Annotated in this window: 20 protein-coding genes; 9 read left to right on the forward strand and 11 right to left on the reverse strand. The window is 60.2% G+C overall.

Features of this window, described 5'->3' with window-relative positions:
- Nucleotides 1–16 precede the first annotated feature (16 nt).
- The gene (locus BUC26_RS02890) at nucleotides 17–595 is read right to left on the reverse strand and encodes a flavodoxin family protein (RefSeq protein ID WP_073373322.1); all 579 of its coding nucleotides are present in this window, start codon (nucleotides 593–595) and stop codon (nucleotides 17–19) included.
- A gap of 259 nt (nucleotides 596–854) precedes the next feature.
- Between BUC26_RS02890 and BUC26_RS02895 the strand changes: the two genes are divergently transcribed.
- The 4 genes from BUC26_RS02895 to BUC26_RS02910 all read left to right on the forward strand — a co-directional run bounded on the left by BUC26_RS02895 (nucleotide 855) and on the right by BUC26_RS02910 (nucleotide 4,593).
- A complete protein-coding gene (locus BUC26_RS02895) occupies nucleotides 855–1,361 on the forward strand; it encodes an asparaginase domain-containing protein (RefSeq protein WP_073373433.1) in 507 nt (168 codons plus the stop codon).
- Between the two features lie 6 nt (nucleotides 1,362–1,367).
- Complete coding sequence (locus BUC26_RS02900) at nucleotides 1,368–2,543, forward strand: AI-2E family transporter (RefSeq protein ID WP_084540403.1); 1,176 nt, start codon at nucleotides 1,368–1,370, stop codon at nucleotides 2,541–2,543.
- On the forward strand, nucleotides 2,527–2,997 hold the full coding sequence (locus BUC26_RS02905) for a CYTH domain-containing protein (protein WP_073373323.1): 471 nt from the start codon (nucleotides 2,527–2,529) through the stop codon (nucleotides 2,995–2,997). Before BUC26_RS02900 ends, BUC26_RS02905 begins: the two co-directional genes overlap by 17 nt.
- A 138-nt stretch (nucleotides 2,998–3,135) precedes the next feature.
- Nucleotides 3,136–4,593, forward strand: coding sequence for a TrkH family potassium uptake protein (locus BUC26_RS02910; protein WP_073373324.1), 1,458 nt, complete (start codon nucleotides 3,136–3,138; stop codon nucleotides 4,591–4,593).
- A 156-nt stretch (nucleotides 4,594–4,749) separates the two neighbouring features.
- Here the strand turns inward: BUC26_RS02910 and trkA are convergent, their stop codons facing one another.
- The 4 genes from trkA to BUC26_RS02930 are packed head-to-tail and all read right to left on the reverse strand — an operon-like array spanning nucleotide 4,750 to nucleotide 12,162.
- Nucleotides 4,750–6,159: a Trk system potassium transporter TrkA gene (gene trkA, locus BUC26_RS02915; protein ID WP_073373325.1), complete on the reverse strand. Its 1,410-nt coding sequence runs from the start codon at nucleotides 6,157–6,159 to the stop codon at nucleotides 4,750–4,752.
- A 54-nt stretch (nucleotides 6,160–6,213) separates the two neighbouring features.
- Entirely contained in the window at nucleotides 6,214–6,609 is a 396-nt protein-coding gene (locus BUC26_RS02920; RefSeq protein WP_073373326.1) for a GatB/YqeY domain-containing protein, read from the reverse strand.
- A gap of 37 nt (nucleotides 6,610–6,646) precedes the next feature.
- A complete protein-coding gene (locus BUC26_RS02925; protein WP_143165889.1) occupies nucleotides 6,647–10,426 on the reverse strand; it encodes a translocation/assembly module TamB domain-containing protein in 3,780 nt (1,259 codons plus the stop codon).
- Entirely contained in the window at nucleotides 10,423–12,162 is a 1,740-nt protein-coding gene (locus BUC26_RS02930) for an autotransporter assembly complex protein TamA (RefSeq protein WP_073373328.1), read from the reverse strand. The genes BUC26_RS02925 and BUC26_RS02930 overlap by 4 nt, the downstream gene beginning before the upstream one ends.
- Nucleotides 12,163–12,263: 101 nt before the next feature.
- Here BUC26_RS02930 and BUC26_RS02935 point away from each other — a divergent pair, with 101 nt between their 5' ends.
- The 4 genes from BUC26_RS02935 (at nucleotide 12,264) to BUC26_RS02950 (ending at nucleotide 17,233) form a co-directional block, all read left to right on the forward strand.
- Entirely contained in the window at nucleotides 12,264–13,598 is a 1,335-nt protein-coding gene (locus tag BUC26_RS02935) for a class I SAM-dependent RNA methyltransferase (protein ID WP_161949791.1), read from the forward strand.
- A gap of 212 nt (nucleotides 13,599–13,810) precedes the next feature.
- Nucleotides 13,811–15,325: a lysine--tRNA ligase gene (gene lysS / locus BUC26_RS02940; RefSeq protein ID WP_073373330.1), complete on the forward strand. Its 1,515-nt coding sequence runs from the start codon at nucleotides 13,811–13,813 to the stop codon at nucleotides 15,323–15,325.
- Nucleotide 15,326: 1 nt separating this feature from the next.
- Nucleotides 15,327–16,553: a lipoprotein-releasing ABC transporter permease subunit gene (locus BUC26_RS02945; RefSeq protein WP_073373331.1), complete on the forward strand. Its 1,227-nt coding sequence runs from the start codon at nucleotides 15,327–15,329 to the stop codon at nucleotides 16,551–16,553.
- A complete protein-coding gene (locus BUC26_RS02950) occupies nucleotides 16,550–17,233 on the forward strand; it encodes an ABC transporter ATP-binding protein (protein ID WP_073373332.1) in 684 nt (227 codons plus the stop codon). Before BUC26_RS02945 ends, BUC26_RS02950 begins: the two co-directional genes overlap by 4 nt.
- 62 nt (nucleotides 17,234–17,295) lie before the next feature.
- Here BUC26_RS02950 and BUC26_RS02955 read toward each other — a convergent pair whose 3' ends face one another.
- Nucleotides 17,296–17,883, reverse strand: a complete 588-nt coding sequence (locus BUC26_RS02955) for a DJ-1/PfpI family protein (RefSeq protein WP_073373333.1) — start codon at nucleotides 17,881–17,883, stop codon at nucleotides 17,296–17,298.
- 311 nt (nucleotides 17,884–18,194) lie between these two features.
- On the opposite strand from BUC26_RS02955, the gene BUC26_RS02960 reads away from it, so the two are divergent.
- A complete protein-coding gene (locus BUC26_RS02960; protein ID WP_073373334.1) occupies nucleotides 18,195–19,118 on the forward strand; it encodes an ADP-ribosylglycohydrolase family protein in 924 nt (307 codons plus the stop codon).
- Nucleotides 19,119–19,149: 31 nt separating this feature from the next.
- Here the strand turns inward: BUC26_RS02960 and BUC26_RS02965 are convergent, their stop codons facing one another.
- The 5 genes from BUC26_RS02965 to BUC26_RS02985 form a co-directional block, all read right to left on the reverse strand.
- A complete protein-coding gene (locus BUC26_RS02965) occupies nucleotides 19,150–19,836 on the reverse strand; it encodes a DUF1847 domain-containing protein (protein ID WP_073373335.1) in 687 nt (228 codons plus the stop codon).
- Nucleotides 19,837–19,891: 55 nt separating this feature from the next.
- Nucleotides 19,892–20,320 (reverse strand): ACT domain-containing protein, encoded by a 429-nt coding sequence (locus BUC26_RS02970; RefSeq protein WP_073373336.1) that lies wholly within the window; start codon nucleotides 20,318–20,320, stop codon nucleotides 19,892–19,894.
- A 69-nt stretch (nucleotides 20,321–20,389) separates the two neighbouring features.
- Nucleotides 20,390–21,604 carry an anion transporter gene (locus BUC26_RS02975; RefSeq protein WP_073373337.1) on the reverse strand — a complete coding sequence of 405 codons (1,215 nt, stop codon included), beginning with the start codon at nucleotides 21,602–21,604 and terminating at the stop codon, nucleotides 20,390–20,392.
- A gap of 61 nt (nucleotides 21,605–21,665) precedes the next feature.
- Nucleotides 21,666–22,760 (reverse strand): hypothetical protein, encoded by a 1,095-nt coding sequence (locus tag BUC26_RS02980; protein ID WP_073373338.1) that lies wholly within the window; start codon nucleotides 22,758–22,760, stop codon nucleotides 21,666–21,668.
- A 211-nt stretch (nucleotides 22,761–22,971) separates the two neighbouring features.
- On the reverse strand, nucleotides 22,972–24,453 hold the full coding sequence (locus BUC26_RS02985; protein WP_073373339.1) for a serine hydrolase: 1,482 nt from the start codon (nucleotides 24,451–24,453) through the stop codon (nucleotides 22,972–22,974).
- Between the last annotated feature and the right edge of the window lie 101 nt (nucleotides 24,454–24,554).

Raw genomic sequence — 24,554 nt, forward strand, 5'->3', positions numbered from 1 at the left:
CGCCGAAGTTCCCCGGCTACGCTCCGTGCAGTTTGGTCAACAGCCAGGCCATATTTTCACCGAGCTGCCGCATGGTCTTCATGCCCTCCTCGTCACCGCTCACGTCGCCTTTTTCGCGGCCATGGCCGATATTCCAATAACTCGACCCGACAACGATCATCTGGCCGATCAGGAAAAAGTGGTTCATCGAATCAAAGGCGTGAATGGCGCCGGCCCGACGGGCCGCTACCACCGACGCCCCGAGTTTGCGCCGGTACAGGTCGCCGTTTGCCCGGCTGACCATACCACAGCGATCGATCAGGGCCTTCATCTCACTGGAAACATCGGCAAAATAGGTCGGCGAGCCGAGAATGATGGCGTCGGCCTGAACCATTTTGGCGATGCACTCATTGATGATGTCGTCCTTGACCGCACAGGTGCCGTCTTTTTCCTTGAAACAAACATAACAGGCCTTGCAGCCTTTCGGGTTGGTTCCGGCCAGTTCGACCAATTCCGTCTCCGCCCCTGCCTCAGCCAACGGCTGCAGGACCGCTTCGAGCAGCATGGTCGTGTTTCCCTTTTTTCGCGCACTACCGTTAAATGCCACTACCTTCATCTCCTACCCCCTGAGATATTGCCGGTTGAATGTTTGACCGGACCGTGATCGGCCGGCAGACTCCGTTGAAAAACTTCCACTTTCTCCTTGAAGCAAGTATATAAACACGGATAAAAGAGAGAGACAATTCTTTTGACGACGGCAACCGTCTGCCGCCCCGAAGCCGACAGACGTGCATCTGAGAATACCGCGCCGGGTCATCACCGACCGGCCCATACCGATCGTCCCGAACCGGAACCTCGCGCAGCGCGACCATGCCATGGACCCCATCCTGATCCTGACCACCGGCGGCACCATCGACAAACTCTACTTCGATGCCCGCAGCACCTATGAAGTCGGGCCGCCGCACGTGGAAAAACTGTTGGCCGAACTGAACCTGTCGCCCCCGTATCGAATCGTTTCCCTGATGCGCAAGGACAGCCTCGATCTCACCGACGAGGATCGCCGGGTCATCTGTCGGGCTGTGGCCGAAGCGTCGGAGCGGAGGGTACTGATCACCCACGGTACCGACACCATGGCCGAGACCGGCCGGGCCCTGGCTGAGGCGGTCGGCAAGACCATCGTCCTGACCGGCGCCCTGCAACCGGCATTATTCCATAGCAGCGACGCCCTGTTCAATATCGGCGGCGCTCTGATCGGAGTGCAGACCCTGCCGGCCGGGGTCTATATCGTTATGAACGGCACCGTCTTCAAGGCCGACAACGTCAGAAAAAACAAAGACATCAATCGTTTCGAGCGGCTGTCCGACAGCCGCCGTGCAGAGTGAGGTTCCGTGCGCACTCAAGCCGTTCAAAAATTGGTCCTGCTGGGCCTGGTGTTGATCATTTCAGCGGTATTCCTGTCGATGATTCAACAATTTCTGATGCCGCTGTTCATGGCCGGGCTTTTCTCCGCGATGCTCAGTCCGACCCATCGCTGGCTCAACGAGAAACTCGGCAACCGCCCGCAAATCGCCTCGGTCCTGACGGTGGTCGCCATGGTGCTGCTGGTCCTGGCACCGCTTTCGGTGTTGATTGGCGTGGTGGTGGGCCAGGCGATCAACGTCGCCCAGTCGATCACACCGTTCGTCCAGACCCTGATCAACGAACCGACGATCCTCAACCGCTATATCGAGAAAATCCCCTATCTCGACCAGCTCCTGCCATATCGCGACGTACTGATCGAAAAGGCCGGCCAGCTGGTCGGCACCGTCAGTTCCTTCCTGATCGACGGATTGTCGTCGGTGGCCAATTTGACCATCAACGCGATCTTCGGCACGATCGTGATGCTCTACGTGATGTTTTACTTCCTGTTCATGGGCGACGTCCTGCTCGGCAAGATTCTCTATTTCCTACCGCTGCGCGATGCCGACGAGCAGTTGCTGCTACGCCGCTTCACCTCGGTGACCCGGGCCACCATCAAGGGCACGTTGATCATCGGCCTGCTACAGGGCTCGATCTGCGGGCTGGCCTTTGCCCTGGCCGGCATCAACGGCTCGGTATTCTGGGGCACGGTCATGGCGGCGGCATCGATCATCCCGGCCTTCGGCACAGCCCTGGTCTGGGTGCCGGCGCTGGTCATCCTGCTGCTCATCGGCGATTTCAGCGGCGCTCTCATCTTGGCGCTGCTCTGCGGCGCGGTGGCCGGCAATCTCGACAACCTGGTGCGGCCGCGCCTGGTCGGCAAGGATACTGAAATGCACGATCTCTTCGTGCTCTTCGGCACCCTGGGCGGCATTGCCATGTTCGGCATCCTCGGCATCATCATTGGCCCGATCATCGCCGCGCTGTTCATTACCATCTGGGAAATCTACGGCACCGTTTTCCGCGCCTACCTGCCGGATATGAACATGGTGCTCCGGCCGGATCGCCGGCAACATGCTCCTCCGGAAACCGATCAGAGGCAACCCGACGACACCGGCCCCGAACCGAAAACTGATAACGAGGCGCCCGATGGGCATCGAGATTGAAAGAAAATTCCTGATCGTCGGCTCCGACTGGCGGCAGACCGCCGTCGGCACCACGTATCGGCAAGGTTACATCGTCGCCGACCGGGAGCGGACCGTGCGGGTCCGCCGCGCCGGAGAGCGGGGTTTCCTGACTATCAAGGGTCCCGGTGACGGCGCACGCCGGCTCGAATTCGAATATGAGATTCCGATCGCAGAGGCCGACGAGATGCTCGCAACACTCTGCCCCGGCCCGCTGATCGAAAAGATCAGGTACTGGGTCGACTATCAGGGCTTTACCTGGGAGATCGATGAGTTTTTCGGTGAAAACCGCGGCCTGCTGCTGGCAGAGATCGAGCTGGCCGACGAGCACCAGATCTTCGCCCGCCCCTCCTGGGTCGGCGCCGAGGTCACCGGGGATCACCGCTATTACAATGCCTGCCTGGCGCGCTCTCCCTATGCAAACTGGAAAGAATAAAACGATCAGGCCAACGGACGCAGCGCCCGGAACACTGCAACCGTTCCCAGGGCGTTGTCGCCGCCGTCCCGCGAGAACCGGCCCGATCTCCACTGCGGCCATCGCGTCTGCGGCAGCAGTCCAAAGGAGGGGGGCAACGTGAACCTGGCCTGCATCTGCCATGTCATGAGCACCCTGTTGTTGGTAACCGGCGGCTCATTGCTGTTGCCGATAACCTGTTCCCTGTTCTATGGCGGGGACGACCTGTGGCCCCTGGCTGTTTCGGCCTGTGTTATCTCGTCGGCGGGCCTGCTGCTGCGCCTGTTCTTCCGACATTTCAGCGATCTTAGTTTCAGAGAGGGGGTGTTGGTCGCCGCAAGCGGCTGGGTCATCATCTCTGCGCTGTCTACGTTGCCGTTCTTGCTGCATGGCTCCATCGGCTCGTTCACCGACGCCTATTTCGAGATGATGTCGGGCTACACCACCACCGGAGCGAGTATCCTTACCGATATCGAGGCCCTGCCGCACGGGCTGCTGTTCTGGCGCAGCCAGACGCATCTGCTCGGTGGCATGGGCTTTTTGACTCTGACCCTGATTTTCCTGCCGCACGGCATGGGAAGTCTGCGCATCTTTCGGGCCGAATCGAGCCCCGGTCAGGTCATCACTCGGGAAAAATTCGTCGCTCGCAACCGTGACGCGATGATCTGGTTGTGGGCCATCTACCTTTCCCTGAACATCCTGCAGGCCGGCTTGCTGCTGCTTGGCGGCATGGACCTCTTTAACGCGCTGTGCACCGCTTTCGGCACCGTATCCACCTCGGGCTATTCGCCGAAAAACGCCTCCATCGGTCATTACGGCAGCGCCTACATCGACTGGGTCGTGATCACCTTCATGTTCCTCGGCGGAATCACCTTCCTGCTCTACTACCAACTGCTGCGCGGCCGGCTCGGCAGTGTCGTGGCCAATACCGAATTGCGCTGGTATCTAGTGCTGCTGAGCGCCTTCTGCGGTGCCGTATCGCTCGATCTCTGGGCGGCCGGCACCTACGAAAGCTTTGCCGAAGCGCTGCGATTCGGCACCTTTCAAGTGACATCGCTGCTGACCACCACCGGTTTCACCACCGCCGATTATGAGCGCTGGCCGCAGGCCGCCCAGATGTTCCTGTTCGTCGTCTGTTTTATCGGCGCCTGCGCCGGCTCGACGACGAGCGGTATCAAGGTGGTGCACTACGTTATTCTGTGTAAATATCTCGTCGGGGCCATCAAAAAGATTTTCATTCAGCCCCTGTCGGTCGTCTCCGTCCGCCTCAACGGCCGTCCAGTGGAGCAGGCGGTCATCGATCTGGCGGTCTGCTATTTCGTCGTCAACATCTTCATGGTCCTGCTTGGCGGTTGCGTCATGGTCCTCTCCGACCGGCTCGACTACCTGTCGGCAATGAGTGCCGTCATCTCGTCACTGATGAACATCGGTCCGGGGTTCGGCGCTGTGGGTCCATCTGAGAATTTCGCTTTCATCTCCGATTTCGGCAAATGGTTCCTCTGTTTTAATATGCTGGTCGGCCGGCTGGAGATGTTTTCCGTGCTGATTATCTTCTTCCCCGCTTTCTGGCGACGCTAACGGGTACCGGCAGTTTATCTGGAATCAGTTTTCCGGGCTGGCCGGTTTTACCGGAGACTGCGGCAAGAAGGCCCAGCTGGACGGAAAGTCAGGCCCGAAGGGCTGTAGACAGGGCGCCGCTTTTCATTGTTCGTTGTAACTTCCCGTCAGGGGGGGCTAGACCGCAAAGAGACGACGGACGTGCCGCAGCTGCAGCGACTGGCAGACGACAATGGCCCGTTCACCGGCCTTGATATGGGTGTCGCCGACGGCGATCCGCCAGCTGTCGGCACGAAAGACGGCACCGACCAGGATGTGGTCTTGGAAGGAGGGATCGAGCCGGGCCAACGGCTTTTTCGTGATCGGCGATTTCGGCGCGGCCACCAGTTCCACCACCTCGGCATCAAAACCGTGCAAATGCGCGACCGAAAGAAGTTCACTGCGCCGAATATATTTCATGATTTCACTTGCCGCCATGATCTTTTTATTCAGGGCCAGATCGATACCGATGGTTGACGCGAGCACTAGATAATCTTCCTTGTTGACCAGGGCGATAGTCTTTTCGTTGCCCGCTTTGGCGCCACCGTTTTGTTTCTTGACGATCAAGTTTTTAGCCAGCAACGAGCTCATAATATTGGTCTCGTTCTCACCGGTGGCGGCAATAAAGGTATCGACATCCTCGACCCCGGCCATGGCCAGTACGGCGGCATTGGAACCGTCACCCTGCAACACTTCCGCATGAGACAGGGTTTGGGCCAGAGCCTGCGCGCGTTCTTCGTCGGCCTCGACCACTTTGACCTCCACCGATTTCTGCAGCAATTCGGCAACCCGATGACCAATCAGTCCGCCGCCAACTATCATGATCCGTTGCCGGCTGTTCCGGGACATCCCAACAATATTCATCATCTCCGACAGATTGCGGTCGCCGACCATGATGACAATCTGGTCGTGTGGCTGCAACTCGATATTACCGCTCGGAATAATGGTCGAGATACCGCGGGCGATAGCCACCACGCGAAAAGCAAACGTAGCAAACTCCTGACTGATGTCCCGCAGCTTCTTGCCGGCGAGGGGCGAATCATCATCGATCCGGGCAGCCAGCATCTGTATCTGGCCACCGGCGATCTCGATCACCTCATTGCCGTCACGCAATCTGATCAACCGTACGATTTCCTGGGCGACCAACTCTTCCGGATGAATGAGCAGATCGGCGCGCAGGTCTTCGATGCCGAGAACGGAATCGGCCAAGCCGAACTGTCGGGAACGAACCCGGGCGATCCGGCAGGGAATATTGAACTTTTCGCCGATCCGCATGGCCATCATGTTGACCGCATCGTTATTGGTAACCGCAATAACGCAGGACATCGATGATGCGTCAGCCTCACGCCACCGTTCGATATCCATCGCCTCGCCCTTGATCAGTCTGATATCGAGCGCCTCATCGGCATAGCGCAGTCTGCTGGCGTCGGGTTCGATAGCACTGACGGCATATTCCTCGAGGGCCAGCCGCTTTGCCAGATAAAAGCCGACGCCGCCGAGACCGAGAACGAGCACGTGCTCCCGTTTCGTCTTTCTGCTGCCAAGCATAATAGTCTCCTTATCGTGGTATCCGCAGCCCTCTCCATCGCCACTGTCGCATACTTAAAAATCCTGGAGGATGCGTTTTACCGTCGCCCCGTCGGCACTGCTGCCGAAATGAGCCATGATCGGCTTCATCGCCTGCATCTTATTGGCATAGTCGGCCAACTCGATGTTCTCGGAAATCCAGGCCCTGATCTCCTCCTCATCGGCCTGCCGGGGGAGATACCCTTCCAGGATCTCAATAAAGGTTGATCCCGAGCGGCCGGCAGCACTCAGCAGCTCGCTCTCCGATTTGATCAGCTTTTTGATGATGGCGACGACCTGGTCGTCACTGAGTTGTTTGTCAGGCTGTCGCTGAAATTCACCGATGAGCACCCTGACAGCCGCAGTCCGCTCGGTATCACGGTTCTTCAGTGATTCCTGCAGTTGGCCCTGAATACGATGTTGCAAATCCATGACACCTCCCCCGCCGCCTCAGCCCGACTGCCCGGGCCTAGCGTTCAAATGAATACAGCAACTCCACGCCGTTCGACTCGATAGAGTTTCTGCTCTGCACGGAAAAGCCGCGACCGAACTCGTAGCGTACCCGAAAGGCGGCGGCATGTTCGAACAGGTTGAAATCGTAACTGATCGACAGATCGTCGGTCAAGCGTTTCCCGAGGACCAGCGATGCTCCACCCTGATCGGCGCTGCCCTCCAGGTGCAAGTCATCGATTGGCAGGAAACCGCTGATATCCCCCAGGATGTCATTGCCGGCCGCGAGACCGACCGCGCTGATCGCCTCGTTGACGATGCCTCGGCTGCTGTCGTCGCCGGCGGCAATCGGTTTATCCAGCAACAGGTAGGCGACGATGTCGTTTTCCGCCATGGTCGGTTGGGAAAACAGCTCCAGATGATAATCTTGGGCACTGCCGGTAACCTTGACGCCGACCACCGCTCCGTCCGAGCCGAAAGCGGCCCCCTGCACCGTTTTTCGGGCAACGATGTCAAGGTCCGGGTTGTCGATCATAGCACCGGAAAAGACCAATCGGCCGCGGCTGATCTGCAGCGGCTGACCATACAGGGCAAAGGTGCCGTCGGCGACGACCAGTTCGCCGCGGCCGGTCACCCCCTGCTCGGGAGTATCGCTGACGACGAGTCCCCCGGTCAACTCCGCATCCACCCCGTAGCCCTCGACCCGTACCTTTTCACCCAGTTCGACATCGACAGTGAAACGAAACGGCCAGGCTGACGATTCTTCGTTCTGATCCTCAAACACCACATCGGACGACGGCGATACCGAGCCGCGCATCTCCTCCGGCTGCACCAGCGCTTCCGGGACCAGTACCCGACCGTTCAGGCTGCCGCCGTCCGGACCGATCGCCAATTCAACCTGGGGGCTGGCAACGATCATCAGCTCACTCTGGTCGACCAGCAGGCACTTATCCCCGCTGATCCGGAAATTGCCGCTCCAACCGGAACCGGGAAACGACATTTCGCCGCTGCCGTGAGCCGTACCATCGCCCGAGCGGCCGCGCAGTTCGACGGTCAACCGCTCACCCCGGCCATGCACGGTACCCTGCAGATCGCTCAGCGCGATACCCAGCTCGGGGAAACCGATCTGACCATCTTCCAGAACGACGCGGCCGGACAGCCATGGTCTGCCAAGCTCGCCGCCGATATTCAGATCGGCAGTCAACCGGCCGGACGGTAGCAGGTAATCATCGGTCAAGGGCGCCAGCGGGTCGGGGGCGACATCGTCGAGTCGAAGCCAACCGCTGACCGGCAGCCGCCGGAAATCGGCGTCAAATCCGGTCATCTCGTTTATCGCCAGCCGGGCGGTAAGCAGACTGGCATCGCTGAACCGGGAAGAGAGCCCGGCAGTCAAACGCTGGTCGACCAACTTCACATCGAGCCGACTGTCGTTCCAGCGCAGCTCCGGATACCACCCTCCCTCACCGACATTGATCGAGAGCTCGGCGGCAGAGAACATGCCAGCGGCGTGCCTCAGCAGGATTCCCTCGCCGCCGAGCGATAGGTTCCCTTCAACGGTGCCGGCCAGCGGGGAATTCGCCACACCCCAGCCATGGAGATCGCCAAGGGCCAGACGCAGTGAGGAAAGATCGACGGACCAATCGCCGGCAGAGTGCCAAGCACCATCGCTGCACAGAGACGATGCCCCGGATGCGATGCAGAGCCCGTCGACCTCCACCTGGTCGGCACCAAACAGACAGGCGGCGGTGCCGCGCTGTTGCCATTCGCCGTACATCTCTGATACGAAACCAGCCTCATGCAGGGTTCCGGCCCAACGCCATTGTTCTGAAAGCGCACCGGTTAACATCACCCGCAAATGCCCGGCAGCGGCGCGCAGGTCGAGATCGACCCGGTGGTCGCCGCGCGAACCGACAACCTGCAAACCGCCGCGTTCCACCGTCAAGCCGTCACCCGTCAGTTCTCGGACCTGCACGCCCACATCAATCGTCTCCGGGCCGTCATGGCCGAAACGAATGGTCCCGCTGCCGGACTGCAGTCCATAGCCACGATACGCCAGCGATGTCGCCGTCAGCCGGCCATCGACCACCGGGGCGCTGCGCGTTCCGGACAGTCGGCCGGACAGTGCGACATCACCGCGCAGCGGTTCATAGAGTCGCTCCAGCTCGGCGCCGTCAACCACGATCTTCAAGTCGAGCCGGTCATCGACCGTCCCATCGATGACCAGCCGATTGGCGCCATTCTGGACCTGCAGGTCGTTGACCAGCAATCGTCCGTCCCGATAGGTCAGTCCACCGCCGCCCGCTATCTGATAGCCTGCAAGGCGGCCCGACAAACGCTCCACGGTCGACTCGACTTCGAGATGCTGCCCGCCGCTGCGACCACGGCTGGCTATCGTCGCGTCGATGGCGCCGCCCGGCAGATCATCGAGCAGCGATGGATCGAAGGCGTCTAGCACCACCCGGCCGTCCCAATCCACCCCGTCAATCCAACCGACCGCCGCCCGCGCCGAGACACTGCTGCCGCCGGCGGTGAACTGCACATCGCCATCGAGACCCGTCGTCGAACCGGTGAGCAACGCCCGGCCGGTCAACGGCTCATCGATAAACTCACTTTGGTAGTGCAGAGCAACGAGTTCGGCCTGCCAGGAGAGACCGGCATCGCCGACTCGGCCGTCAGCACGCACCGTCAGGTCGAGCGGACCGGCCAGCGAGGGGTTGAAAGAACCCGGGTCAAAGCCGCTGCCATCGAGCTCGAGCTGCCAGGACAGCTCGTCCCGCCAGCTCAATCGGCCATCCAGCCGGCCACTGCCGCCGACCCCTTCGAAGCGCCCGTGCTCCAGAATCAGCCCGGCGAGCGTGCCGGAAACCGGGAGCGTCACGGAAACCGCCGGCAGGTCGGGAGCCGCGGCGGTAATGGCGATATCGCCGCGATAATCGGTGTTGCTGCCGCTCGCTGCAAGCGAAAGGTCGAGCGTCGCTGCCGGCCAGGCGGGGCAAATGGCCGCCGGGTCCAATTGCCGGCCACCGGCCTGCACCTGCCAGCTCGGTTGGCCAGGCAGGCCGGTGAGGGTGGTGTTCATCGTCACTGCCTGCGGTTGCTCCAACTGCAGCAATATTTCCGCTGCGGCCACTGAACCGTCCACGACGGCAGTCCCCTGCAGCTGATGGCAGCCCGGCAGCGCGGCCGACCAGCTACCGTCCAGGTTGAGCGGCCAGTCGCCGGTACTGCGCACGCTGCCGGCGAGATCAAGCTGAAAGTCGGCCGTCTGCAACCGCATTTCGGTCAGGTTCAGCTGCCCGTGCTCCAGCGCCAGTCCGGCCGACATACGGATCAACGGAAACAGCTCGCCGCCGGCTTCATCCCGGACGCTCAGCTCGTTTACCTCCAGGCTGCCGAGCAGTATGGCAAACGGCAGGCTCAGCGACGGCAGTTCGCCCGGACCCTTGACCGGTGCGGTCTCCGTCTCTCCCTGCTCCGTATCGGCCACCGTTACCATTACCTGGCGGGCGGTCAACGCACCGATCGACAGCGTGCCGCGCAGCAGCTTCCGAGGCTGCCAGCGGCAGGCCAACTCACCGATGGTAATCCGGCCACCGCTCATTTCCACAACCACGTTCTCAAGGCGCCAGGCGCCGGCCAGGCGACCGTGGCTCTCGCCGATGACGACTCCGCCGCCGGAAAGTCCACTGACCAGCCGGACGGTCGTGCTCAAGCCGGCATTGCTGAACAGCAACGCGGCAACCAGGGCCAGCAGAACGAGGCAAACCACCCCCCCGGCTATCACCATTTTACGTATCACAGATCGGCACCGACGCTGAGATAGACCGCCTGCGACCGGCCCTCGTCCTGGAGCGGGTAGGCCAGGTCGAGTCGTGCCTGGCCGAACGGCAGCGCGACACCGATACCAATGCCGACGCCGTCAACCAGATCGACCTCGAAGTCGTCCATCGCGTTGCCCACATCGTAAAAGGCCGCCGCCCGCCAGTAACGCGACAAACGGCGCTCGATTTCAATACTGCCGGTCAGCAGCAGTCGGCCACCGATGACATTGCCACTGTCGTCGGCCGGCCCGAGGCTGCGATAGCGGTAGCCCCGTACGCTCTTTTCCCCGCCGGCATAGAAGCGCAGCGACGGCGGGACGTCATCGATGTCCTCGACCAGGATGCCGCCGATCGAACCACGGCCGATCAACCGCCAGCCGTCGACCGGACTGAGGATCAATTTACCGTCGCCGCGCAGCTTGAGAAACGAGGTCTCGGACAGCAGATCCTGGCTGGCCCCACTGATGTCGACGGTGACGCGCAGGCCGTTTTCGGTGTTGACCACATCATCCGCCAAGGCAAGCGATCCCTTGGCCCCCGGCATCAACAGGCTGGTGGAACCGCGCGTCGAGCCGATCCGATAATCCTCGTTGAGCACCTCGACGGAAACTCCGAAGAGATACTCGGGGGTGAGATAGTCATAAGCGAGCCCGGCCGACACCTTACTGGTTACCGTATCTTCCCACAATTCGCGGTTCCACAGACCGCTGGCGGTCACCGTACTGAACCGCGGATCGGCCACCGGAACGGAATAATTGATCAGGCCGAGACTCTTTTGTTCACCGACCAGAAAGGAAGCGAACGCCCGATGCCCCTGCTTGTTGAGCAACCGGTTCAACCATTCGAAGCGTACGTGACTCCTGATATCGGTGGCGTAGCCGACACCAAAGCTGTAGCGGTTGTAATGCTCCTGTTCGGTGAGTCTGATAGTCACCGGCACCGAAAGATGCTCCAGATCACTGGTATCGGCGGCAACGACCGCGGTATCGAACCAGTCGGTCCGGTACAGGTCCCGCTGCAGATCCTGCAGCAGCGATCGGCTAAACGGTTCCCCGGGCTGAAACGGGAGGAAGCGGGCCAGCAGTTCCCCGGAGATCACCAGCTGATCGGTATCCACTTCGCCAAAGACAAAGCGTCTGCCGGTATCGAGAACCAACTCGATCTCGGCCCCGTTGTCCGCTCGGTCCACCCTGATTTCGCTGGTGGTATAGGTCGCTGCAAGCAGGCCGAGTGAGCGGGCGCGACGCAACAGCTCTTTTTTCCCTCGTTCGTAGCGCTGGTGGTCGAGCACTGCCCCCGACCGCAGCGGGAAGCGCGCCTGAGCATCGGCCAATTCGGGCAGCTGCGCGGCCTCGCCGATGACGGCGACGGAGAGATCGGTGACCACCACCGGGTCGCCGAGCGCCACCCGGTAGACCGCCTGCCAACTGGCATCGTCACGTTCCAATCGCCCGTCGACCGTCACGTTGTAATAGCCGTAGGGTTGCAGGGCTGAAACGATGTCTTCTTCGGCAAGCCGGTGCAGGCGCCTGATTTCAGCAGCACTTAGCGAACTGTCTGCCCGGAAGAGATTGATGCGCAGACGGGCCATGACGTTTTCGTGGAGTCTTCCCTCCACCCCGGTAACCGAAACGGTAAGGTCGGTTTCACACCTGCCGTCGACGGCAATCATAACCAGCAGCAGGCAGAAAAAAAACGGGGTTCGATAACGCAATGATCGTGTACTATGGGCAGCGGATGATGGACGGGTGCTCGCCCGGAGAACAACCGACGGACAGCAAGACGGCACGATGGCCATTATAGTCGGATATGGTTGTGAACTGCAAGAATAGTCAGGTCGTCACGATAAAAAAGGTGGTCAACGGCGGTTACGGCCTCGCCTCCCTGCCGGATGGCAAGACCGTATTGGTCCAGTTCGGCCTGCCGGGCGAGACGGCGACAATCGCCATCGACCGTCAGCACAAACAGCTCGACCATGCCCGGGCAACGGCTATCGTAGCCCCTCACCGCGGCCGCATCGAACCGCCCTGCCCGTTCTACGGCCGCTGTGGCGGCTGCAACCTGCAGCATGCCAATTATGACACCCAGTGCCGGCTCAAACACGACATCCTCGTCGACCTCTTCGCCCGCAGTCCGGTCCCGGCGATCAGCAGTCAGGCCAGCTCGATCGCTCCGGTCCGCGGAGCGGCTCAACCATTTGGCTATCGCCAGCGCATTCGGCTCCGGATCGACGACCGAGGGCAGGTCGGTTTCCACCGCTTTCACTCGCACCAGGTAGTCCCGATAAATCGCTGCCTGCTCGCCCATCCCCTGATCAATGAGAGCCTGAACCGTTGCGGTGGGGCAAAGCCGTTTCGCATGTTGGCCGGCAACAGCGAGTCGGTCGAATTTCTGCTGGATCCGCGGGAATCGTCCCTGTGCCTGTTGTTCCAGCTCCGGCGGCCGCCCCGCCCCGCCGACCGCACCGCGGCACGGCAACTCGGCGAGGGCGGGGGCGAACGGACCCGGATCCTGCTCGTCGGCAGGAACTTCGCCGCCGAAGGACCGTTCGGCACACCTGAAGGCGCCGCAAGCCGGTTGCTGTCCATGGAACTTCCGGGAACACCACCACTGATGCTGGCCTGGGAAGCAGGCGGTTTCAGCCAGGTCAACAACGACCAGAACCGGGTCCTGATCGACTGTGTCACATCCCTGGCCGCGATCGACGAAACCAGCCGTGTCCTCGATCTGTTCTGCGGCATGGGCAATTTTTCGCTGCCGCTGGCCCGCCGGGCAGCTCACGTGCTCGGCATCGAAAGCCAGGGCAGTGCTATCCGCAGCGCCCGCCTGAACGCGGCCCGGAACAACCTCGACAACCTCACATTCCGGCAGGCAGCCGCCGTCGACGGTTGCCGTCAGCTGGTCGAGGAGGCGCAATCCTTCGATGTCATCGTCTGCGATCCGCCGCGCCAAGGGATGCCCGGCCTGGCCGCGTTGCTCGGCCGCCTTTGCCATGACCGGCTGATCTATGTCTCCTGTGATCCGGCGACACTGGTCCGTGACTGCGCGGAATTGACGGCCACCGGCTTTCGCGTGGTTGCCATCCAGCCGATCGATATGTTTCCCCAGACCCATCACATCGAAACCGTTGTTTTGCTGGAAAAGAATTGACAACCCGGACGAATGCCGGTAAACGATTTGAAGGGTGAAGACACACGCAGCACCAGATAAAGGGGACAGATTCAACATCTGTCCCCTTTGTAAATTGAGAGCCTCGCAGCAACCGACCCGACCGACGCAGACACCATATTAACGTCCCCGCAGTCTTGCGGCGGGCGTCCCGGTTCGGGCATCGCAACGCCATCAACAATCAGGAAAGGACAATGGGTACCGACAACCAGTTTCTTGCGCAGCGCCGGGAAAAAGCGGCGGCATTGGCCGACCTCGGCGTCAAGCTCTACGCCAATTCTTTTCAACCGCGCCACCGGATCGCCGAGTTGCTGCCCAGCGGTGAGCCTCTGCAGCCGGAAGAAAAAGAGGCCGGCGGCGCCGTCTACCGCGTTGCCGGGAGAGTTATGGCCATGCGCAAATTCGGCAAGGCCGCCTTTTTCTCCCTGGCCGATAGCAGCGCGCGGATCCAGGTCTACGTCCGCAAGGATACGGTCGGCGAGGAGCAGTTTGCTATCTTCGGCAAATGGGACATCGGCGATATCGTCGGCGCCGAGGGCACGTTGTTCAAAACCAAGACCGGTGAGTTATCGATCCATGCCATGGCGATCGCCATGATCTCCAAGTCGCTCCGGCCGCTGCCGGAAAAATGGCACGGTCTGACCGATGTCGAGACCCGTTACCGCAGACGTTACGTCGACCTGATCGTCACTCCGGAGAGCCGCGCCACCTTCCGCACCCGGGTACAGATCATCAAACTGATCCGCGACTTTCTCAGCGATCGCGGCTTCATGGAGGTCGAGACGCCGATGATGCAGCCCCTGCCCGGCGGTGCAACGGCCAAGCCGTTCAAGACCCACCACAATGCACTCGGCATGGACCTCTACCTGCGCGTCGCCCCGGAACTCTACCTGAAACGGCTGCTGGTCGGCGGATTTGAACGGGTCTTTGAGATCAACCGCAACTTCCGCAACGAGGGTCTCTCAACCAGGCACAACCCGGAATTCACCATGCTCGAGTTCTATCAGGCCTATGCCACCTACGAGGACATGATGGAACTCACCGAGCAGATGATCTCCTCGGTCTGCCGGCAGGTCCACGCCACCATGCAGATCAGCTACCAGGGCAATCCGGTCAACCTGGCGCCGCCGTGGCGACGGCTGACCATGGACCAGGCCCTGACCGAGATCGCCGGAATCGAATCTTCACTGCTCGCCGACGACCAACAGGTTATCGAGATGGCCCGACAGCGCGGCATCAAACTCGAAGCCCAGGCCGGTGCCGGCAAAGCAAAGACAGAACTCTTCGAACTGCTCGTCGAGGAACAGCTCATCGACCCAACCTTCATCACCTCCTATCCGACCGAGGTCTCACCGCTGGCCCGACGCAACGAAGAAAATCCGGCGGTCACCGACCGGTTCGAGCTGTTCATCACCGGCCGGGAGATCGCCAACGGATTCAGTGAGCTGAACGACCCGGACGACCAGCGACACCGCTTCGAGAAGCAGATCGCCGAGCGCGGCGAGGACGAAGAGATCCACCCGGAACTCGATACCGATTACATCCGGGCGCTGGAATACGGCATGCCGTCGGCCGCCGGCGAAGGGATCGGCATCGACCGGTTGGTCATGCTGCTCACCGACTCGCCGTCGATTCGCGACGTTATTCTCTTTCCGCACATGAAGCCGGAGGAGCGCACCGCCGTCGTCGATCCGGAGCTGGACGCCTGATATGTTCGAGTGGTTTATCGGCCTCAGGTACCTGCGCGCCAAGCACCGGCACGGGTTCATCTCGCTGATCTCGCTGATCTCGGTGATCGGCATCACCGTCGGGGTCATCGCCCTGATCGTCGTGTTGTCCGTCTATACCGGTTTTACCGAAGGGCTGCGTGATCAGATCCTCGGCGTCAATTCGCATATCATCGTGCAGCGCAGCGAGGGCCGGATCACCGACTACGAACGGGTTCGCCGCCAGATCCTCGAAGTACCGGGGGTCGTCGGCGCAACGCCCTATCTCTATGCGCAAACTCTGGTCAGTTCCGCCAGCGGCGGCTCCGGTGTGGTCCTGCGCGGTATCGACCCGGTCACTGCCGATTCGGTGATCATCCTGGCCGACCAGCTGATCGCCGGCTCGCTCGGTGACCTCGTCGACGAGGCCGGCGCCCCGGTCCCCGGCATCATCCTCGGCAAACAGTTGGCCGCCGACCTCCGGGTGTCCCCCGGCGGCAAGGTCCGGCTGATCTCACCTTCCGGTCCGCTGACGCCGATGGGAGTTATCCCGAAGATCAAGACCTGCCGGGTGGTGGGCATATTCGAATCGGGCATGTACGAATACGACTCGTCGCTTGCCTATATGTCGCTGCCGGCCGTCCAGACCTTTCTGGAGAGCGGCGATATCGCCCACGGCATCGAGGTGCTCGTCGAGAAAAACCAGCTGAGCCGCGCCGACCGGATCGCCGGAGCAATCGCCACTGAGCTTGGCCCGGGGACCATCGCCCGCGACTGGATGGCCATGAACCGCAACCTGTTCGCCGCCTTCAAGCTGGAGAAAATCGGCATGTTCATCTGTGTGGCCCTGATCATCCTGGTCGCCGCGTTGAATATCATCAGCGCTTTGATCATGGTGGTCATGGAGAAGGGCAGAGATATCGCCATCCTCAAGTCGATGGGCGCCACCTCTCGGTCGATCATGCAGATCTTTTTCCTGCAGGGTCTGGTGATCGCCTGCGTCGGTACGATCCTCGGCGTACTCGGCGGACTCGGCCTGTGCGAACTGCTGTCGCGCTACCAGTTCATCGAGCTGCCGTCCAACGTCTACCCGATGACCACCTTGCCGATCAAGGTGTTGCCCCTTGACGTGGCCATCATCGCCTGCAGCTCCATCGTCATCACCCTGTCGGCAACCCTCTACCCATCCTGGCAGGCCTCGCGAGTCAAACCGGCGGAGGTATTGTCATGAGCGAACCGCTGTTTGAGGCGCGAGCTATCCGCAAGATTTTCGGCAACGGAAATAAACAGATCGAGGTGCTCAAGGGGATCGACCTGACCCTGAGGCCCGGAGAGATGACCGGCATCGTCGGTGCGTCAGGCTCCGGCAAGACGACACTGCTGCAGACCCTCGGCACCCTGGCCGCGCCAAGTTCAGGGCAATTACTGTTCAACGGCGAGCGGCTCGACACGAAAGGCGAGCGGGAACTGGCCGGCTTTCGTAACCGCTCGCTCGGCTTTATCTTCCAGTTCCACCACCTGCTCCCCGAATTTTCCGCACTGGAAAACGTGATGATGCCGGCCCTGATCGGTGGCGCCAGGCGCAGCCAGGCGACAGCGCCGGCCCGCCGTCTGCTGGCCGCCGTCGAGCTCGATCATCGCCAGGAGCATCGGGTCAATGAACTCTCCGGCGGCGAACAGCAACGCACCGCCCTGGCCCGCGCCCTGATCATGGAGCCGGACCTGCTGCTCGCCGACGAGCCGACCGGCAACCTCGACAGCCGGGCCGGCGAGCTGGTCTTCAACCTGCTGCACGATCTCTGCCGCCGGCGCGGCCTGGCGGTGCTGATGGTCACCCACAACCTGCAACTGGCGGCCCGCATGGACCGCCGGCTGACACTGGTCGATGGCATTCTCGAAACAAACAGTTGAGTAAGCGGAGTAGCGCTGCTCTCTTTCGGACTGTCAGCAGATCCGCCGGCTGCTACCGTATGTCAAGGTTCAATGGTGCTGCCGAGCACCTTGAGAAACGCGCGCATCCATTCCGGATGGCCCGGCCAGGCGGCCGCGGTCACCAGATTGCCGTCGACATAGGCGTTGGAGAAGGTGTCGTTGACCTCTCCCCAGATGCCGCCGGCCCGTTCGATATCGGGCCGGACCGCCGGGTAGGCGGTGCAGGTCTTGCCCTCGACCACCCCGGCGGCGACCAACACCTGCTGTCCGTGACAGACCGCAGCAATGGGCTTGCCGGCCGCGGCGAAGGCACGGACGATCTCCAGCACCCGCGGGTTGAGCCTGATATATTCGGGAGCGCGACCGCCCGGAATGACCAGGGCGTCGTAGGCGGCCGGATCGACTTCGGCAAAAGTCGTGTTGATCGCGAAATTATGCCCCGGCTTTTCGCTGTAGGTCTGGTCACCCTCAAAGTCATGAACCGCGGTACGGACCGACTCGCCGGCCTTTTTGTCCGGACAGACGGTATGGACGGTATGACCAACCATGGTCAGCATCTGAAACGGTACCATTGCCTCGTAATCTTCCACGAAATCGCCGACAAGCATCAAAATGTTGCGCACAGCCATGGTCTTCCTCCCTTGTTGAGATGGTAATCTGAACAACGCGACAAATCGGCCGGTGGCGGCTGTCGCCTGACAACGAGACAGTCCAGCACCGACGTCACAATGGTAAGACACAACGGAAGGGAACACAAGACGGGCTCCGGCAACGACGGAAAACCACTTCTCAATGCCGCCCCCCGATACCGGAGGTCACAACGACCAATGGAAATCGGGTTAATTCTTTTCTGTCGTCCTTTTGACAGCCGCACGTATTATCACTATTGTTTGTGGGACTTATCAAAATTCGTCTTGCCTGGCATGAACGGAGGGGACCCATGAATAACAAAGCGCTCGTTCTCGCGTCATTCGTTGCCGACTCGCTGGCACTCGGTGCGCACTGGATCTACGACACCGATAAGATCGACGCCGCCTTCGGCACCATCCGCTCCCTGCAACACCCCCTGCCTGACTCTTTTCACAAGAACAGAAAGAAGGGACATTTTACCCACTACGGTGACCAGACGCTGGTGTTGCTCCGCTCGATCGTCGAACACGACGGTTTTTCCCTGGAAAAGTTTGCCCGAGACTGGCATGACGCCTTGCGCACCTATAACGGCTATATCGACAAGGCGACCAAGGAAACGCTTGCCGGGCTGGAAAACGGCCAGTCGCCACAGACCTGTGGCTCGTCCTCGGCCGACCTCGGCGGCGCGGCTCGCATCGCCCCGCTGGTCTACCGCTACCAGAACCATCCCGACCAATTACTGGCGGCGGTGCGAGAGCAGACACAACTGACTCATAACAACCCGACGGTACTGGTCGGCGCCGAGGTGCTGGCCAGAATCACCCTGAAGGTCCTGGCCGGGATACGGCCGATGGAAGCAGTGGAAGAGGTGCTCGACGAGGGAGTCAACGATCTTGACCTGGACCTGAAAGTCCGGGCCGGACTCGACTCGGCCGGAGAGGACACTCGAAAAACGATCAAGGCTTTCGGCCAGGCCTGCTCGATCGCCTCGGCGATGCCTGGCGTCATCCACCTGATTGCCACCTACGAAAGCGATCTGGAGACCGCTCTCGTTGAAAACGTGATGGCCGGCGGCGACTCCGCCGCCCGCGGCCTCGCCGCCGGCATGATCCTTGGCGCTCACCTCGGCATCAAGGCCATTCCGCTGGAGTGGCTCGGCGATATGCGCGCCTACGACACGATTATGGAACTGCTTGCCGACGAACGACCGGCCGACAACGGCGACGAACCGTAAAACGACCGGCCGTTCAGTCCGCAGCCGCCGATTACGACTCCTGCTTCAGGCAGCGATAATAACTGTCCACGTTATAGATCGCAGCCAGCGGGTTATGGCCGAGCATTCGGTCCTTGACCGCCAACACCGTGCAGGGGGCCGCGGCGTAGGTGAAGAACATTGAATCGTGGCCGACGCAGAGCCCGAGCAGTACGTTGAACTCGGTCTTCTGCTCGTTGAGCACCATCGCCTGCAGGATCGGATTACACATCGCCTCACAGACCTGCGGGTCGATCTGCTGGTGCTTCTCGATACCGATCTGCTCCTTGTCGGTGCGCCCCACTTTACAGACCGCGGAAACAACCTCGAACCCCCGTCCAACGAAAAGTTGCTCCACCGTCTTGGCCTCTTTGCGCAGCCCGATGCAAAAAGCGAGGCCAAGGCGACGGTAGTTCATCCGCCCTGCAAATTCGATGATTTCCTCAATCCTCGTCTTGCCCGCCCGGACGCGGTCGTAGCCGAGATCACGGTTGAGATATCCCTCACCTTCCTGAATGGAGGCCTGCCGGGCAAACTCGTGAATCTCCGGCTTAGCACCATATTCTGCCAGGCTCCGAGCGCATACTTCGGGCAGGTTGCGGGTCGGACAGAATTCGGGGGCCTTGCCGTTTTCATTGCGACAGAGACGGTCGGCGGGTTTATAGGGACAGCGGGCACACTGTGCTAAAAGATCCTTCATGTCATGCTCCTTGCTCTGAATGTGCGAATAATAAGACTGCTCTACCTGGACTCCTTCATATCCGTCGAGAAGCCTGCGGGCCGCTCACAGCCGCCAGAGCGGCCAGAGCCCGCCCAGCCTGATCGGCCGGTACGAAGAGGTGGTCGTGATACATGGCGGCAACCACGTTGACGCTGATCCCGCGCCTGGCCAGTTTTGTCGACACCGCCGCGGTCAAGCCTACGCCGGTCAGGCTCGAATGAACCGTCAGCGTGATACAGCAAAACACAGAACTATACGCGATGTGAGCCTCTTTTGCACACCGTTCGGGAACCACCAGGGTCAAGCCCTCTTCCTCCTGAAAGCTTGCCACCGGCGCCAGCTCTGCGCCGTCGCCATAGCTCCCGTGCGGCAGAGAATAAAAGACATATTTCTCCGCCAACAGGCGCGGCGCCAAATCCGCCAGCAACCGGGACAGCTCGGTTTCTCCTTGCTTTGTTGACATGCATCTCTCCTTGATGAACCGTTTCGGGTACCACAACAAAAGCTCGCCCGGCCGCACTATGTGTCGTCGTTAAACAAAGGCCAGCCAGCCCAGCAAAATACCGATGGACACGAGGGTCACCGGTATGCCGACAGCCGCATGCTGAACGAGAGAGATGCGGATCCGGTAGCGCGCCGCCTGTTCTACGACGATCAAATTGGCAATACTGCCGAGCAAGAACAGGTTTCCGGCAAAGGTGCTCGAAACCGCCAGCACATACCATTGCTCCGGTATGGACGAATCGAGAAAGCCGAGTAATAACATGACTGCCGGCACATTGCTGAACAGATTACTGAGCACTACGGAAAAAGCTGTCAGCACGGACGGTTCGACGAGATCCACCCCGACCCGGGAAAACCATGCCACGCTGGCGTCTAGGTGTCCACTCTGCGTGACCCCGTGAACAAGGACAAACAGGGCACAGAACAGGGTGATCAGGTGCCAGTCGACCAGGCCGGTAATATCCCTGGTCTTCATCTTCCGACTGCAGAGCAGCAGTCCGGCCACCCCGATGGCCGAAATCTCCCGCGGCACCGGAGTCAGGAATAAAACGACCAACACAGCCACGGCCAGCAGCCCCTTGCTACTCTGCCAGCGGTCGAAGGGTTGGCCCGGTTCACGACTCGTTTCCACCACCACTAAATCCCCATGGAGTCGGCGGCGGAAAAACAGGAGAATGAGCAGGTATGCCGACGCCAGGGCGAGCAAGGACGGCGGCGCACACCAGATGAAATACGCGAAAAAATCGAGCTGTGCGGTCTGACCGATGAGCATGTTCTGAGGGTTACCGATGAGCGTCGCGGCAGACCCGATATTGCTCGCCACCGCCAGTCCGACAAGAAACGGCACGGGGTTGAGTCTGGCTGCGAGCAGGGCCAACGCCAGAACAGGTGTCAGTGCAAAACAGACGATGTCGTTAGCCAGCAGAGCCGAGAGCAGACCGCTCACCAGCATGATTGTCAGCAAAAACAGCTTTGGATGGATGGAAAGCGGTACGAGGCGGTGGGCAACCCAGGTATAAAAGCCGCCGAGGCGCAGTTGGGCGGAAACGATCATCAACGAATAGAGCAAGAGAACGGTCGGCAAATCAATGGCGAGAAACGCTTCATGGGGCGTCATTACCTGAAACACGACCATGGCGATGGCCCCGAGAAGGGCAACTCCGACACGATCGATGAGCAATCCGGGCACCTTGCCGAGAGCAATGCCAAGATAGGCGAAACAGAAGATGATCACCGCTATCATAACGCTTCGCCAAGCCCAAAGAATAGTATCAGCACGAGCACGTTACGCATCTTGCCGCCGCTCACGAGAGCTTCGGGCCACCGATCTGTTGATCCCGACAAACGATCAGGTCGTAGAGTCGTCGGTCGAAACAAACCAACGGATCAATAATCTTCATGATCTCCGGGGTGTCGCAGTCGAAGAGATGGTAGCGCTGCGAGCGGTTGGAGCGAGGGGTCTGCTGTTGGGCAGGCAGGCCGAGATGACGGCAGAAGCGGTCCTGAAAGTGATGGTAGTACTCGGTCAATCCGATTGCCGTGAAACGCTCGACGGTCTCAACCGCTTGCCGATAATCTGCCTCTGTCACTCGTTCGGGGCGGTGGTCGAGAAAATAGCGGGTCTGGATATTGTCGAAGAAATCACATTGATAGCCGGACAAGTCGGCGACAAAGCGCTGCAACTGGTCCGTGTCGGAAAAATCGATCGCAGCCAGCCGAGTCCCCATCGCCCTGATCGTGTCGTTGTGGCGAAACAGAAAGTGGTGCTCATGCTCGGCATCGGTATGAACCCGGCGAACGTAGTTGAGATGGCTGTGCAGGTGAGCAACGGGTTCTCTGAGAAGAGCGTAGAGATCATAGTGCGCCGGTTCGATCACCTCGACAATCTCACGCCAGGGCAGGTGTCCGGACAAAAAGCGGGCCCGCACCGTTATCTGTCGACGCTGCTGCTGAGCCAACCGTTCGATGTGGGTGAAGTACTCGCTGCCGGCGAAACACTGCCGGACAAACGCGTTGAACGACGTACCGGCCGTTTTCGGGATATGCATGAAAAATATCGGCCGCCCGGGAATCGGCGCAAGGAGCGGCAATTCACGACAGTCGAGGCTGACCAGCGGCCGTGAGCTGGAATCGAAATAAAGGTGCAGCGCGCTATATCGTCTTGGATCGAAATCGGCCGGGAAGCTGAAATCAAAGCCGCAGCACCCGCTCGGATGCAGCCCCTGCTCTTTCAGGTCACGTCGGTATTCGCGACAGGAGAACGTCCCGAGATCATGTCCGTCAGCCGCCACCCTGACGGCGACCGGGCGATTCGTGAAGATGCGGTGAAAACTCCAGCCGCTGATGAAACGACCGTTGATTCGATCGATGGCATAGCGATAGAGTTTCTCGGCAAACATGGTTATTCCCGCTGAGTCGCTGCCGATACGAATGGCCGCTCACGCCGACGGCCGATCGTCATCAACGTTGCGGCCCTGTGGCTGCCTTGTATAAGCTGAGTTCCAGTCCACGGTCACAGCCGATGTCAACCACTGACCGGCAGACAGAGCGTTTCACCTGCAAGGACCTGCCATCCTCGCCCGCCCCAGAGGCTGACCGAAGCTGCCGCTTTCACGGCAACTTCTTGTTCTTGAGATCTCGATAGACCAGCGACGAGACCTTTCTGATGACATTGCCCCGGGTCAGCATCCAATTGCCATAATCCTTGGCCCGGCTCTCCCGCTCTATGACGCCGATCAGGGCATAGGGGTAGCGCCTGCCGTTCTTGCCGCGTAGCACGATAATACCCATGTCGCCGCAGAGATGCGCCGTCGAACCGCTCTTACTATAGACCAGCGTCCCTTTCGGGATCGGTGTGCCGTGATAGAGCCGGTTTCGTTTGGGGAGCGACATCAGGCGACGAATCTCTTTGCTGTAGGGCAAGCGATCTTCCCACAATTCTTTGAGAAAGCGCACATAGTCGGACGGCGAGGCACTGTTGCGATAGGTTTTCCCTCCGGCCGGAATATATTCGACAATGCTGGTATTTTTGAAAATAGCTCCGTATTCCGCTTTGAGCAGTCGATCGATTTTCTCCGGACCGCCAGCAGCCCTCATGATCCAATTGGTGGCACTATTGTTGCTGCGCTGGATCATCAATTCCATGTTGCGTCGACTCTTCGGACCGTAGGGGATTTCCTTGCGTGCCGCCTGATGGAAAAAAGCGAGTGCGACAAAGGGCTTGATCATGCTGGCCGCCTGAAACGTCTGATCGCCATTGATCTCGGCCAGGGTCCGGTCGTTGGCCAGGTCGTAGACCATCCAGCCGGTCCGTTCTTCGCTGAGCAGTTTTCCCTGCCGGCGAATATCGTTAATCAACTCCTCGATCGACTGGGAGAGCGCGCTGTCCGTTACCACCGACAGTGTCGGCTGCCGTGGCTGGACCGGTTGTTTGTAAACAGTTTCAATAACCAATTTCTCCGGCGGCGGTTCGACGCTCTGGTCATCGAGCAGGCTCGCCTCGCCGAAGACCACCGGGTTATTGTTCTCGGCAATTATCGTCGTCGAAATTTTGTAACGTCTCAACATCTTTGCATGTTTCTTCGCCACTGCATAGGTCGAGCTTCGGTCCCCACGACGGCGATAGATCAACGTGTAGTTGCCGGCACCGGTCTGTTCGATAAACAGGTTGCTGCCAACCTCGGTGCCAAGGACCCGATAGATCGTGTCATAAACCTTTTTCAGCGCATCGAGATTGGGGCCGAGACCGTAACTGACGTTGAACAACTCGTCGTAATCGTTGTCTTCGATGGCCAGACATTCGGAAAAGTCGGCATTGCGCAGGATCTCACTGTGCTGGACCATGATCTTTGCCGAACTGAGCGCTGTGCCGTTATGATCGTAGATTACCCCGAAGCGGCCGTCTTCATGCCGAACGATGCGCAACTGACGGGCCACCTCATCGCCGAGCAATTCGGCCAGCTGGCTCTGGTAATCAAGGACGTTGTCGAGATTATCGTCCCAGACATAGAGAACATCATAAGCCGGTGCGGCCAGACCGGGGCGGATGGACGACAGGCAGAAGATCAGGGCGATGAAAAAGAAGCGAAACATCGGTACGAATAGCGGGCAGCGGTTAACGTTTGGGGTTCGTTCAGCACGGTTGTCTTCCTGTGACAGCGAGCTACTATAACAGAAGGAGCTATCAATCTCTG

The sequence above is a fragment of the Desulfofustis glycolicus DSM 9705 genome (genome assembly GCF_900130015.1).
In the GTDB taxonomy this organism is placed as follows: Bacteria; Desulfobacterota; Desulfobulbia; order Desulfobulbales; family Desulfocapsaceae; genus Desulfofustis; species Desulfofustis glycolicus.

What these genes read in the sequence shown, in the direction of transcription:
- BUC26_RS02890 (WP_073373322.1), bottom strand. Translation starts at nt 595, where the DNA reads ATGAAGGTAGTGGCATTTAACGGTAGTGCGCGAAAAAAGGGAAACACG.
- BUC26_RS02895 (WP_073373433.1), top strand. Translation starts at nt 855, where the DNA reads ATGGACCCCATCCTGATCCTGACCACCGGCGGCACCATCGACAAACTC.
- BUC26_RS02905 (WP_073373323.1), top strand. Translation starts at nt 2,527, where the DNA reads ATGGGCATCGAGATTGAAAGAAAATTCCTGATCGTCGGCTCCGACTGG.
- trkA (WP_073373325.1), bottom strand. Translation starts at nt 6,159, where the DNA reads ATGCTTGGCAGCAGAAAGACGAAACGGGAGCACGTGCTCGTTCTCGGT.
- BUC26_RS02920 (WP_073373326.1), bottom strand. Translation starts at nt 6,609, where the DNA reads ATGGATTTGCAACATCGTATTCAGGGCCAACTGCAGGAATCACTGAAG.
- lysS (WP_073373330.1), top strand. Translation starts at nt 13,811, where the DNA reads ATGGGTACCGACAACCAGTTTCTTGCGCAGCGCCGGGAAAAAGCGGCG.
- BUC26_RS02945 (WP_073373331.1), top strand. Translation starts at nt 15,327, where the DNA reads ATGTTCGAGTGGTTTATCGGCCTCAGGTACCTGCGCGCCAAGCACCGG.
- BUC26_RS02950 (WP_073373332.1), top strand. Translation starts at nt 16,550, where the DNA reads ATGAGCGAACCGCTGTTTGAGGCGCGAGCTATCCGCAAGATTTTCGGC.
- BUC26_RS02955 (WP_073373333.1), bottom strand. Translation starts at nt 17,883, where the DNA reads ATGGCTGTGCGCAACATTTTGATGCTTGTCGGCGATTTCGTGGAAGAT.
- BUC26_RS02960 (WP_073373334.1), top strand. Translation starts at nt 18,195, where the DNA reads ATGAATAACAAAGCGCTCGTTCTCGCGTCATTCGTTGCCGACTCGCTG.
- BUC26_RS02965 (WP_073373335.1), bottom strand. Translation starts at nt 19,836, where the DNA reads ATGAAGGATCTTTTAGCACAGTGTGCCCGCTGTCCCTATAAACCCGCC.
- BUC26_RS02970 (WP_073373336.1), bottom strand. Translation starts at nt 20,320, where the DNA reads ATGTCAACAAAGCAAGGAGAAACCGAGCTGTCCCGGTTGCTGGCGGAT.
- BUC26_RS02975 (WP_073373337.1), bottom strand. Translation starts at nt 21,604, where the DNA reads ATGATAGCGGTGATCATCTTCTGTTTCGCCTATCTTGGCATTGCTCTC.
- BUC26_RS02980 (WP_073373338.1), bottom strand. Translation starts at nt 22,760, where the DNA reads ATGTTTGCCGAGAAACTCTATCGCTATGCCATCGATCGAATCAACGGT.
- BUC26_RS02985 (WP_073373339.1), bottom strand. Translation starts at nt 24,453, where the DNA reads ATGTTTCGCTTCTTTTTCATCGCCCTGATCTTCTGCCTGTCGTCCATC.